Source organism: Pseudomonas sp. PA-4-8C, from assembly GCF_021606625.1.
In the GTDB taxonomy this organism is placed as follows: domain Bacteria; phylum Pseudomonadota; class Gammaproteobacteria; order Pseudomonadales; family Pseudomonadaceae; genus Aquipseudomonas; species Aquipseudomonas lactis.
This window is the reverse complement of sequence record NZ_WKCD01000139.1, coordinates 1-13,596: the sequence shown is the minus strand read 5'-3', so window position 1 is coordinate 13,596 and position 13,596 is coordinate 1. Positions and strand designations below refer to the sequence as shown.

The following is a 13,596-nucleotide window of genomic DNA, read 5'->3' as shown; positions in this document are numbered from 1 at the left end:
GTCTTCAAAGACTGCAAGGACTGCCCGGAAATGGTGGTGCTGCCCGCCGGCACCTTCACCATGGGTACCCCGGAAGACGAAGTGGGCCGCGAGCCCGACGAAGGCCCGATGCATGAGGTGACCTTCGCCAAGCCGTTCGCCATGAGCCGCTTCCATATCACCGCCGGCGAATGGGACAGCTACGTGCGCCAGACCGGGGTGAAGATCGCCAATGGCGACGACCGCCCCGGCCGTGAATGCATCGCCAGCAAGCCGCGCTACCCCCAGGGGCCACGTCAGCCGGCGGTGTGCATGGACATGGACGACATCAAGCAGTACGTGAGCTGGCTGTCGAAGAAGACCGGGCACACCTACCACATGGTCAGCGAAGCCCAGCGTGAATACGCTGCCCGAGCCGGCACCACCGGCCCGTTCCCCTTCCCGTTCGACGAAGGCAAGGGCTACAGCATCGCCCAGCACGCCAACACCTACGGCCCGGCGGACGGCTACAGCTATTCGTCGCCCGTGGGCAGCTACCCACCGAATGCCTTTGGCATGTATGACATGCACGGCAACGTGTATGAGCGGGTGGCTGATTGCGAGCACCCCAACTACGTCGGCGCGCCAACGGATGGCAGTGCCTGGGTGGAGCCCAACTGCGAGGCCTACCAGATTCGCGGCAATGACTGGGGCGAAGCACCGGTGTTTTCACGCTCGGGCAATCGCAACAACATCTACCCGCAAACGCGCGGGGATTGGATTGGGTTCCGGGTAGTACGCGAGCTTTAATACCTTGTAGGAGCGAGGGGGACGCCTAGTTCTTGCTCGCGAAAAACTCATAGACGCCGCGTTTATTCAGGAAGCGCGCGTCATCGTTGACGTTTTTCGCGAGCAAGCTCGCTCCTACAGGGTTCAGCCTTGTCTGGCCAACAGCGCCAAGCCTTCATGCAGCGCCGGGAACAGGCTGTTGTTGAAGTTGTTCCAGCGCAGCTCAAGGATGGTGTCCTCGGGCGAAATCTCGGTCTTGAGCACGTCGTGGAACACCTCTCCCGAGTCGATGCCGTTATCCACGTAGTGGAATGACGCACCGGTCCAATACAACGGCTCGCAGGCCTGAGTCGCCTTGGTCGCCCAGTCGGTGATCGCCTGCCCACGCGCGCCGTACAGCGCATTCCAGGTGGCGTACGCCCCACGGCGCTCATAAGGCGATTCGATGCGGGTAATGCCCGGATGAATGTTCATGATGCGCCGCGCAAACGGCGCACCCGGGCGCACCAGTTCATCGAGGATCACCAGCAAACCATCCAGCACCACGATGTCAGCCTTCAACTCCACCAGAGTGTCATGCAGGCGACGCTCGAAATCCTGCTTGCCGGCGATATGTTCGGCGCTGCCCCGTGGCAGGCGACGATAGGTCGACGGCACGCTGAGCAGCAGGTCGTTGACCAACGTGCCTTGCACACGCAAATCCGCCGGGTACAACCACTGGCGACCCGGCTGGTAAGCAAAGCCATAGTCCGCCACCAACTGCTGGTCGCGCGGGTTGTGCTCATCGTCGTCATACACCACGCCCACCAGGTTGTAAGCCTCGCCCAGCGGCGTGTCGTTGAGCGAGCCCACCAGAAACTCCAGCACCGATTTCATATAGCGCTCGTGGTCTTTATAGGCCACCGGCTGCCCTGCCTTGTCGGCGGCGGCATTTCTCAGGGACCAGACATACACCAGGTTCTTTTTCGTCATGTGTTTCGCTCTCGCTCAAAGGGCCACGCACGGCATTGATACACGTGCGCCTACAGAACAAGAACGAACCAGGCCCCGGGCAATTTATCGCTCACTGCCACCGCCCGGCACGCCGCGCTAAATAGTCACGCCACAGCTTCGTTTGTCATGGGTAAGGGTCTGTGTGCCCAGCCCCCTCTTTTTCACTTTCCGGGAAGTATTTATGACCGACCCCAAGCGCGGCGCCTTCAAAGGTTTGCTCGCATTGCTCAGGCCCTTTCGCACCATCGTGACGGTCTCCGTCGCCCTTGGCATGGCGGGCGGCCTGGCCATTACCTTGCTGTTGGCGACGATTAACAATGCCCTGCATTCGGCGGGGGGGATGACTCAGGGTGTGGTATTGACCTTCGCCGCGTTGTGCGTGGTGGCGCTGGTCAGCTCGATTATTTCCGACATCGGCACCAACTACGTCGGACAACGGATCATTGCCGCCCTGCGCAAGGACCTGGGTGAAAAGGTGCTGTCAGCGCCCATCGGGCAGATCGAGCAATATCGCTCTCACCGCCTGATCCCGGTGCTGACCCACGACGTGGACACCATTAGCGACTTTTCCTTTGCCTTCACGCCCCTGGCCATCGCCGCCACCGTTACCCTGGGATGCCTGGGTTACCTGGCTTACCTGTCCGTGCCGATGTTCCTGATGATGGTGGTCGCAATCATCATCGGCAGCGCCGTGCAATTCATCGCGGGCGGCAAAGGCATCCAGGGCTTCGATCTGGCCCGCAGCCACGAAGATGAATTGCAGCGTTACTACAATGCGATTGCTTCGGGAGCCAAGGAACTGCGCATGCACCGTCCGCGGCGGTTTCGCATGAACACCCATCGCATCCAGGAAACCGCAGACCGCATCAGCGATATCCAGGTGCGTTCAGTCAACATCTATATTCTGGCCAAGACCTTTGGCTCGATGCTGTTCTTTGTGGTCATCGGACTGGCCCTGGCGATGCAGGCCTACAACCCCAACCCCGACCCCACGGTGATTACCGGCTTCGTGCTGGTACTGCTGTATATGAAAGGCCCGCTGGAACACCTGCTGGGTTACCTGCCCGTCGTTGGCAAGGCGAAGATTGCCTTTGGGCGCATCAGCGAACTGTCGGAGCGTTTTTCTTCGCCCGAGCCCCACTTGCTGATGGACGACAGTGAGGCGCCGAAACCACTGGTCAACAGCCTTGAACTGCGCGGCGTCAGCTACAGCCCGCCAGCGGTTGAAGGCAGCCAACCGTTCCACCTGGGGCCGATCAACCTGAGCATCAAGCAAGGCGATATCGTGTTTGTCGTCGGCGAGAATGGTAGTGGCAAGACCACGCTGATCAAATTGCTGCTGGGCCTGTATCCGCCTCAGTCGGGTGAGATCCTGCTCAACGGTACAGCGGTGACCGACCCAGAGCGCGACGATTATCGTCAGTTGTTCACCACGGTGTTTTCCGACTATTACCTATTCGATGACCTGGTACAAGGCAGCGCCACCCAGTCCCTGGACAGCGCCACCCAATACCTTGAGCGCCTGGAAATCGCACACAAGGTCAGCGTCAAGGACGGCGTGTTCAGCACCACTGACCTGTCCACCGGCCAACGCAAGCGCCTGGCCCTGGTCAATGCCTGGCTGGAAGAGCGCCCGGTGCTGGTGTTCGACGAATGGGCCGCCGACCAGGACCCGGCCTTTCGCCGCATCTTCTACACCGAGCTGCTGCCGGACCTCAAACGCCTGGGCAAGACCATCATCGTGATCAGCCACGACGACCGTTATTTCGACATCGCCGATCATCTGGTGCGCTTGCGCGCCGGCCAAGTGGTGCATGAGATGGAGCCTGCATAAGGTACCGAAAAAAATTTTTCCGGTTTTGCGAAGTAGGAACGTCTCACTAGTGGTAATGAGAACTAAACTCAATAAACACTTAGAATTGCCCACTTAAAACATAGAAGAGAAAGCATCCATGCCAGCACGACTCGGTCTCAGCCCCCTGAGCAAAGCGCTATCCATGCGCCGGGCCCTGAACATCAACCTTTTGCCGAGTGCCCTGGCGTTGGCTGTGTCGATGCCGATTGCAAGCTATGTGCAAGCCCAGGAGATCGAGTTGAATATTCCTGCGCAGTCGCTGGGGAGCGCACTGCAGGAATTTGGCCGCCAGACCAATGTGCAAGTGCTCTACAGCCCGGGCGATGTGCAGGGCAAGAACAGCCCCGCCGTCAAGGGCAAAATGCAGCCGCAGCAGGCCATAGCTGCATTGCTGGCCGGTAGCCAGACCACCTATAACCTCAATGGCAATACCTTGACCGTCACAGCTGCTGGCAGCGGTGGTGGGCTTGAGTTGAGCCCGACGCAGGTGACTGCCAACTACCTGGGCAACGTCACCGAAGGTTCTGGTTCCTACACGCCTGGCACGATTGCCACGGCTACACGTCTGACGTTGACCCCACGGCAAACTCCGCAGTCGATCACCGTGGTGACTCGCCAGCACATCGAGGATTTTGGCCTCAACAACATGGATGACGTGATGCGCCATACGCCGGGCATCACCGTTTCCGCCTACGACTCCGACCGCACCAACTACTATTCCCGTGGTTTTTCGGTCAATAGTTTCCAGTACGACGGTATTCCGTCGACTGTGCGTAACGTCGGCTATTCGGCGGGCAACACTCTGAGCGACATGGCGATCTACGACCGTGTTGAAGTCCTCAAGGGCGCCACCGGCCTGCTCAACGGTGCTGGTTCCCTGGGTGCGACCATCAACTTGATCCGCAAGAAGCCAACCGCGGAATTCAAGGGCCATGTGCAATTGGGCGCGGGCTCCTGGGACAACTACCGCAGCGAAGTGGATGTCAGTGGCCCCTTGACGGACAGCGGCAATATCCGCGGCCGTGCGGTGGCTGCGTATCAGGACAAGAAGTCCTTTATGGACCACTATTCGCGCAAGACCGAAACCTACTACGGCATCACCGAGTTCGACCTGTCTCCCGAGACCATGCTGACGGTGGGCTTCGATTACCAGGACAACATTCCGCAGGGCTCCAGCTGGTCCGGCTCCTTCCCGCTGGTCAACTCCAACGGCAGCATCAACAAAATGCCGCGCTCTTACAACAACGGCACCACCTGGAGCTCATGGGAGCAAAACACGCGTACCGCCTTTGCCATGCTCGAGCATGACCTGGGCGACGGCTGGGTGACCAAATTCCAGCTCGACCACAAGATCAACGGCTACCATGCCGACCTGGGTTCGATTCAATTCGTCCAGCCGGCAGCCGATGGCACCGCCGAGATCAACGGGCAGAAATACACCGGCGAGACCAAGAGCACCTCGGCCGACCTTTACGCCACCGGGCCTTTCAGCCTGTTTGGCCGCGAGCATGAACTGGTGGTGGGCGGCTCGATCGGTACCTCGCGCTGGCAAGGCAAGGGCTACTGGTCACCGGAATGGCCTGGCGGTAACAAGGTCGATTTCTATAACTGGAACGGCCATATCGCCAAGCCTATCTACGGTCCTGCCCAACAGCACATCGACGACACTATCCGTCAAACCGGGTATTACCTGACCGCGCGTTTCAACGTGATTGACGACCTGAACGTGATCCTGGGTGGGCGCGTGGCCAACTATCACGTGACTGGCAACAACCCCTCCTACAAGGAAACCGGGCGGTTCATTCCTTACGCCGGAGTGATCTACGACCTCAACGACAACTTCTCGGTATACGCCAGCTACACCGATATTTTCCAACCCCAGGAAAGCACCTATAAGGACCGTAACGAGAAGCTGCTGGAGCCAGACGAAGGGCAGAACTACGAGTTGGGCCTGAAGGGCGAGTTTTTCGATGGCCGCCTCAACACCAGCATCGCTTACTTCGAAGTGCATGAGACTAATCGCCCCATCTCGGATGACGCCTACAACAACCAGACACCTGCCCCGAACAACTGGGCGTTCAAGAGCTCCAAGGCCGTCACCAAAGGCTACGAAGCGGAAATTTCCGGTGAGTTGAGCCCAGGCTGGCAACTTCAAGGTGGCTACACCCACAAGATCGTACGAGACGAAGACGACAAGAAACTCTCCACCTTCGAACCCGAGCATCAGGTCAACCTGAACACCACCTACAAACTCAAGGGCGACCTGGACAAGTTCACCATCGGTGGCGGTGTACGCTGGCAGACCAAAGGTTGGAACGAGATCTGGAACGGGCCACTTGAGAAAAACCAGGACATCACCCAGGAGTCCTACTGGCTGGTGGACTTGATGACCCGCTACCAGGTCACCAAGAACCTGTCGGCTACCGTCAACTTCAACAACATCTTCGACAAGTCTTACTACACCAACGTGGGCTTCTATAACTCGGCCGCCTACGGTGAGCCACGTAATGTGATGGTCAGCACGCGCTGGGACTTCTGATTCCACGCGTCAATCGATCAAACGCCCGGTGAGCACCCCATGCTCACCGGGCTTTTTTTTGCGCGTGCAGAGATACTGGCGAAGAGGGATTGGAGCATAAAAAAACCCGGACACTGGATCCGGGTTTTTGTGGTTGAGCGGCGGCTTACCTCAACGCCTCTACCAAACTGCTGATAAACACCGCGCTGTCGATAATGCCGTCATGATCGGTCTCGATCATCACTGAGCGCTCGATGCGCCCTTGGCTGATCACCGTTGCCATTTGCTGTTCGATCAGGTCCTTGAAGCGCCCTGCCCGGCTCATGGACGCCCACCAACAAGTGACGGGCGCCTTGATCGGCTTGAAGTCAGCTTGCAGCAAACGCTCACTGAGTGCCCGGTCAACGTCCCAGGAAATCTGCGCCTCATTGCCACGCAGTAATTCATCCTTGATCACCGTGAAGGCTTCGCCCAAACACTGTTCAGCCCAGTTCACAAATTCCTGCCATTGTCCCGCTTCATCCTCGCTATCCCGTTGGCATTGCTGCCAGGCGAGTTGGATGGACTCGGCAAACTCAGGGAACATCACCCCCAGCAACGCGGCGCGGCGCTCATTGGCTGAGGCTTCGCGGTCGTCCTCAACTTCCACAGAATCCCAATAAGGTTTGACCCACTGCGGCGGCGCAGCGTCGATCCAGCCGACAAACTCTACCTCTCTGCCGGCTTGCTCCAGGCCGTAGGCTACCTCCATCGCCAGGTTGCCACCCAATGACCAGCCACCCAGGCGGAACGCGCCTTGGGGTTGGGCCACCAACAATTGCGCGGTGTAGTCCTCGACCATTACCTGCCATTGCGGCACCGTGGCGCCCTCTTCGGCCAAGGCACGACACATTACCCCGAACACTGGGCGCTGCTCGCGCAAGGCCAGGGCAATCGCGGTGTAGCAATGCACCGAGCCGAAGCTTGGGTGGAACAGGAACAACGGCGTGCCTTGCGTCTGCTGGTTGAGCTTGACGATCAACGAAGACCGGCTATTGCCCTGCAGGCATTTGACCTGCCCCGCCACGGTGGGGTTGAGCATCAATTGGCTGACAGATAGGTTCACGCCGCTGACCTTGCGAATTCGCTCCTTGAGCATCAGCACCCGCAACGAATGGCCACCGAGTTCGAAGAAGTTGTCGTTGAGCCCTACGCGCTCCACCTCCAGCACCTCGCTCCAGACCGCCGCTATTTGCTGCTCAATCTCGCTAACGGGTGCCTGGTATTGCGCGGCACTGTGGGCCTCTGGCTTGGGCAACGCCTTACGGTCCAGTTTGCCGTTCGGGCTCAACGGCATCTGCGCCAGCACTACCCATTGCGCCGGGACCATGTAGTCGGGCAACTGCTCGGCCAGGTGTGCAACCACCTCTGCCTTCCACGCTTCAAGCGGCTGTTGCAGCACCAGGTAACCCACCAGGTGGGTACCGTCCACCGCCAGCACCGCGGCTTCGCGGACATTGTCGAGTTCCAGCAAGCGCGCTTCGATTTCGCCCAACTCTATGCGCAGGCCACGCAGTTTGACCTGGTGATCGATTCGCCCGGCATATTCAATCACGCCATCGTCGCGATAACGCGCGAGGTCACCGGTGCGATACAGGCGCGTGCCGCTGCCGAACGGGTCGGTCACAAACCGCTCGGCGGTAAGCGCCGCACGGCGGTGATAACCCCGCGCCAAGCCAATACCGCCCAAATACAGTTCGCCCAGCACACCCACTGGCGCAGGTTCCAGGTTGTCGTCCAGCACGTAGCAACCCAGGTTGGCAATGGGTCGGCCAATGGGTACGGCGTCGCGGCCTTCCTCCACGCAGGTCCAGTGGGTCACGTCGATGGCGGCTTCAGTAGGGCCATACAGGTTGTACAACCCGGCTTGGGGCAATTTGGCGAACACCTGCTGCTGGGCATCGGCAGGCAACGCCTCCCCACTGCAAACGATGCGTTGCAGGCTCTGGCATGAAGTAACCGCCGCGTCTTGCAAGAACGCTTGCAACATGGAAGGCACGAAATGCAACGTGGTGACCTGTTGCTCGTTGATCAGCCGTACCAGCCTGGCTGGATCACGATGATCGCCCGGTGCAGCCACTACCAGACGCGCGCCGGTCATCAGCGGCCAGAAAAACTCCCACACCGACACGTCAAAGCTGAACGGCGTTTTCTGCAACACGCTGTCGTGTGGCTTGAGCCCATATGCCTGTTGCATCCAGCACAGGCGGTTGGTCAGCGCTATATGGCGGTTGCCAGCGCCCTTGGGCTGACCGGTGGAGCCGGAGGTGTAGATCACATAGGCAAGGTTTTCGCCGTGCACTGGGATATTCGGGTTGTGGCTGCTGAAGGTTTCCAGCCAGGTATCGCCATGTTCCAGCACCAGGGTTTGCACACCGGCAGGAACCGGCAGTTGCGCCAGTAGATGAGCCTGGGTCAACAGCAGTTGCACACCACTGTCCTGCAGCATGTAGGCCAGGCGATCACGAGGATACTCGGGGTCCAGCGGCACATAAGCGCCACCGGCTTTGAGCACCGCCAACAGGCCAACCACCATCTCCACCGAGCGCTCTGCCGCCAGCCCCACCAGCACATCCGGGCCAACCCCGGCCGCCATCAAGCGATGTGCCAGGCGATTGGCCCGGGCGTTCAACGCGCTGTAACTCAAGGCTTGCCCCGCGAAAATCAAGGCAAGTGCATCCGGTGTACGCAGCACCTGAGCCTCGATCAGCGTATGGACCGCTTGATCCAGCGGGTAATCCACCGCAGTGGCATTCCAATCATGCAATACCCACTGCCGCTCGGCCTGCGCCACTGAGGGCAACGCGCCAAGGCGTTGACTGCCGTCGCTGGCCAGGGCCAGCAGCAACTGCTGGAAGTGCTCGGCCAAGCGCTGGATATGCGCGCCGCTGAAAGCCTGGCGGGAGTAGTTGAACTCCAAGCCCAGTGTCTGGCCTATAGCCAACAACACGGTCAATGGATAGTGGGTCTGCTCCAGGCTGTGCACTGCGCCAAAACGCAGCCCCGACGGTGCGCCCTGCTCCAGCGCCTCGGACACCGGGTAGTTCTCGAACACCAGGATACTGTCGAACAGCGCTTCTCCACCCAGCCCCGCCCAACGCTGGATCTCAAACAGTGGCGTGTGTTCATGCTCACGCAAGCCAACGTTCTGTTGCTGGAGTTGCTCTAGCCACTGGCTGACCGACATTTGCGCATCCGGCGTCGCCACTACCGGCAGCGTGTTAATGAACAAGCCGACCTGCTGTTCAATCCCACGCAGTTCCGCTGGACGCCCTGCCACCGTGGCGCCGAATGCTACGGTGGCTTGCCCGGTGTGGTGATGCAACAGCAACAACCATGCGCCTTGCACCAGGGTATTGAGGGTCACCTTGTGACGTTGGGCGAAGGCTTTGAGGTGTTCGGTTTGCGCGACATCGAGGCTCAAGTGATGCTCGCCATTAACCGCCAGGGCCGCATCCACCTCGGCGTCTATGGTGCGGGCCAGGCGCGTGGGCTCCTGCAAGTTGACCAGTTGCGCCTTCCAGAACGCTTGGCTGACGGCTTTGTCCTGCGCCTGCAGCCAAGCGATGTAGTCACGATACCGCCCGGTCGGCGCTGGCAGCGGCTCACCCGCATACTGTTGCAATACCTCGCCGAACAGCTGCGAACCACTCCAGCCATCCATCAAAATATGGTGATTGGTGTAGATCAGGTGGTAGCTTGTCGCCCCCGTGCGTACCAGAGTCAAGCTCAACAACGGTGCTTGCTCCAGGACAAAGCCCTGGGCCCGTGCCGACTCGGCCAGTTCATCCAGGGCCTGGTTGCAGTCCTCGCGGGTCTGCCAATCCAACGCCATGAACGGCAGGCGCACCTGCTTGTAGACCACCTGCAAAGGCTGTTCAAGCTCCGCCTGCCAGACAAAACCGCTGCGCAGGATCTCGTGGCGTTGCACCGCCACCTGCCAGGCCTGCTGGAAGCGCGCCACATCCAGGCCCTGCACATCAATGCGCATCTGGTTGATGTAGTCACCCGAACCTTCGCCGTACAGCGATTGGAACAGCATGCCTTGCTGCATGGGTGACAATGGGTACAGGTCTTCGACCTCAGCCACGTTCAGTGCCAAGCCATCCAACTGGTCCTGGGACAACCGCGCCAAGGGGAAGTCCGACGGCGTCACGCCCTGATGCGCCGACTCGCAACAATGATCAATCAGAGCCTTGAGTTCCAAGGCATAGTCGTCGGCCAAGCACTTGACGGTTGCTTCACCGAACATCGCCTGGCTGAAACTCCAGTTCAACTTCAGCTCGCCACCATAGACCTGACCATTGATTTCCAGCCAGTTGCCCAAAGGTGCCTGCGGGCTTTGCTCGGCACCGCTGGCATCAGCGGTCGGCGTGAACAGTCCTGGCTGTTCGCCGCTGTCGAAGCTGGCATCGAACTGCCCCAGATAGTTGAAGGTGATACGTGGCTGCGGCAAGGCAGCCAACGCCTGTTGCGTTGCGGCATTACCCAGGTAACGCAGGGCACCGAACCCCAGGCCCTTGTCGGGCACGGCTCGCAGCTGCTCCTTGATGCGCTTCAGGGAGGCAGCCAGGGAATCGGCCGGGGCCAGTTGCACGGGGTAAAGGCTGGTGAACCAACCGACAGTGCGAGTCAGATCGATGTCATCGAACAGATCTTCGCGGCCATGACCTTCAAGCCGGATCAACATAGAAGCCTCGCCGCTCCAGCGCGTAATAACTCGCGCCAGAGCAGTCAACAGCAGGTCATTGATTTGGGTGCGATAGGCACTCGGCGCATCGTGCAGCAAGCGCCGAGTATAGGTGGCATCCAGGTGTGTGCTCACACTCAGCGCCAGTTGGTTGCTCAGACTCGCCTGTGGATCGGCGCCCGGCAAACCGACCGGGCTGCCCTGCAATTGCGTCTGCCACCAAACCAGTTCCTGTTGCAACGCCGGGCTGTGGGCGTAAGTCTGCAGGCGAGCAGCCCAGGCGCGGATGGCGCTGGTCTTGGCTGGCAGTGTCACAGGTGCGCCTTGGGCCAGTTGCTGATACGTGCTTTGCAAGTCTTCAAGCAGAATGCGCCACGACACACCGTCCACCACCAAGTGATGGATCACCAGCAACAAGCGCTGTGAACCGTCGGCCAACTGCGCCAACACCGCACGCAATAACGGGCCTGCGCCCAGATCGAGACTGCGCTGGGCCTCTTCGCCCAAGGCCTCAAGTTCTTCGACGCTGTTCAATGTGTTTTGCCATAGCACCTGTTCAGCCTGGTGCTGATCCGGCCCACGGTAGGCCGCGCTCCAGCCCTGTGCGCCCTCGATAAAGGTGCTGCGCAAGGCATCATGATGCACGATCAATGCCTGCAGTGCGGCCAACAAAAGCGGTACCTGCAACGGCTGGTGCGGTTGCAGCACCGCAGATTGGTTCCAGTGATGACGCTGGGGAATGTCATCGGCAAAAAAACTGTGTTGCACCGGCAACAACAGCAAATCGCCAGTCAGCGGCGACTGGTCCATCTGCACCACACCGTCGCCTTCCCTCGCGACCGTCGCCAGGCTCTGCACGGTCTGATGCTGGAACAACTCTTTGGGCGTGAAACGCACACCGGCCTGGCGGGCGCGGCTGACCAGCTGAATCGAAATGATCGAATCGCCGCCCAGTTCGAAGAAATTATCATGCAAGCCCACCTGCGGCAGGCGTAGCACATCGGACCAGATCGCGGCGATCTTCTGCTCCAACTCGCTCTGAGGTGCCACATAAGCCTGCTGCATCTGACTTACATCCGGCAGCGGCAAGCCCTTGCGGTCGAGCTTGCCGTTAGGGGTCAGTGGCATACGCTCAAGGAACATCAAGTGCGTCGGCACCATGTAGTCCGGCAAGCGGGTTTTCAAGGCACGGCGCAAGGTTTCGCGACCGGTGGATTGAGCGACAACATCATCCAGGAGCGTCGGGTCCAGTGGTACGACATAGGCCACCAGTTGTTTGCCTGTCGGCCCCTCCTGGGCGACCACCACGGTTTCACCGACACTGGCTTGCTCACGCAGACGCGCTTCGATTTCCCCCAGTTCGATACGGAAGCCGCGGATCTTCACTTGATGGTCGACACGCCCCAGGTAATCCACTACGCCATCCGGACGCCCGCGGGTCAGGTCGCCGCTTCGGTACACGCGACTGCCGGGCTTGCCGAACGGGTCCGGCACGAAGCGTTCTGCGGTTAACGCCGGACGCTCCAGATAACCGCGGGCCACGCCCTCGCCGCCCAGGTACAACTCGCCGGCTACGCCGATGGGTTGCAGGTTCAGTTGCGCATCCAACACGTAGCCACTGCGGTTACCCAACAAAGTGCCGATGGGCGCGTAGACGGCACCGCAGGGATCGCCTTTACGAGCCTTCCACAACAACGGAGTGACCACGGTTTCCGTCGGGCCATAGCCGTTGAACAGGTACTTGGGTTTCAGCGCGCGCCAGGCCAGGTCATAGCTGGCTTGCGCAACGGCATCACCGCCAAAGCAGTACACCCGCACCGCCGGTGGGTTGCCGTCGCGCTCGGCATGTTCAGCCAACTGCTGCAGGTACACCGGTGGGAACACCGCCATGGTCACGTTGTGGCGGTGCATCTGCTCGTAGGTGTATTCCGGCAGCCACAGGCTGTCGTCACGGATCAACACGCTGGCGCCGTTGATCAGCGGGTGCATCCAGCCTTCGTGGGAGCCGTCGAAAGCAAACGACATGAAGTGCAGTTCGCAATCGGCCGGGGAGGTTTCATAGCGCTCGCCAGTGGCGATGATATGCGCCACCAGCGGGCCGTGGGACACCGCCACGCCTTTGGGCAAGCCGGTGGAACCGGAGGTGTAGATCACGTAGGCGAGGTTGTCGCCGTCCAACGCCACATCCGGTGCCGTATCGCTGTAACCGGCCCACTCTTCGGTGCGATCAATCGCCAGGGTCTCCAGGCCCTCGGGGACTGGCAGTTGCTGCAGCGCCCGGCTGTGAGTCAGCAGCAGTTGCGCACGGCTGTCTTGCATCATGTACAGCAGGCGATCACGTGGGTATTCGATATCCAGCGGCACATACACACCGCCGGCTTTCATCACCGCCAGGAACGCCACCATGCTCTCGGCACTGCGCGGCATGGCGATGGCCACCCGCACTTCCGGGCCGACGCCACGGGCGATCAGGGCACGGGCCAGTCGGTTGGCCTGGCGATCCAGTTCACCGTAAGTCAGGGTTTGCGCGTCGAATTTAACCGCCACTGCGTCCGGGGTTTGCCGGGCGCGATCGCCGACCAATTCATGCACCAGGCGCTCGGCTGAAAAACCGGCGTCGGTCTGGTTCCACAGCTCAAGAATCTGCTGTTGCTCATCCTCGCCCAGCAGGCTCAATTGGCTAATGGGCTGCTGTGGGTCGACCACCATTGCCCGCAACAGGTTCTGCCAATGCCCGGCCATGCGCTCGATGGT

5 protein-coding genes and 1 pseudogene are annotated in these 13,596 nt (G+C 60.2%); 3 read left to right on the top strand and 3 right to left on the bottom strand.

What is annotated here, in order from left to right; all coding sequences use genetic code 11:
- Window positions 1–768: dihydropyoverdine dehydrogenase (pvdO, locus tag GIW04_RS19060; RefSeq protein ID WP_236479126.1), on the top strand; the 768-nt coding region annotated here is incomplete at its 5' end.
- 123 nt (window positions 769–891) lie between these two features.
- On the opposite strand, the gene GIW04_RS19055 is transcribed toward pvdO, so the two are convergent.
- On the bottom strand, window positions 892–1,719 hold the full coding sequence (locus GIW04_RS19055) for a N(5)-hydroxyornithine transformylase PvdF (RefSeq protein ID WP_057710393.1): 828 nt from the start codon (window positions 1,717–1,719) through the stop codon (window positions 892–894).
- Window positions 1,720–1,921: 202 nt separating this feature from the next.
- On the opposite strand from GIW04_RS19055, the gene GIW04_RS19050 reads away from it, so the two are divergent.
- Both GIW04_RS19050 and GIW04_RS19045 read left to right on the top strand, forming a co-directional pair.
- The gene (locus tag GIW04_RS19050; protein ID WP_034134498.1) at window positions 1,922–3,574 is read left to right on the top strand and encodes a cyclic peptide export ABC transporter; all 1,653 of its coding nucleotides are present in this window, start codon (window positions 1,922–1,924) and stop codon (window positions 3,572–3,574) included.
- Window positions 3,575–3,692: 118 nt separating this feature from the next.
- Window positions 3,693–6,134, top strand: a complete 2,442-nt coding sequence (locus GIW04_RS19045) for a TonB-dependent siderophore receptor (protein WP_082628798.1) — start codon at window positions 3,693–3,695, stop codon at window positions 6,132–6,134.
- Between the two features lie 145 nt (window positions 6,135–6,279).
- Here the strand turns inward: GIW04_RS19045 and GIW04_RS19040 are convergent, their stop codons facing one another.
- On the bottom strand, window positions 6,280–11,652 hold the full coding sequence (locus GIW04_RS19040) for an amino acid adenylation domain-containing protein (protein WP_413469238.1): 5,373 nt from the start codon (window positions 11,650–11,652) through the stop codon (window positions 6,280–6,282).
- 42 nt (window positions 11,653–11,694) lie between these two features.
- Window positions 11,695–13,485 (bottom strand): annotated as a pseudogene (locus tag GIW04_RS31545) (amino acid adenylation domain-containing protein); the annotation flags it as partial.
- Between the last annotated feature and the right edge of the window lie 111 nt (window positions 13,486–13,596).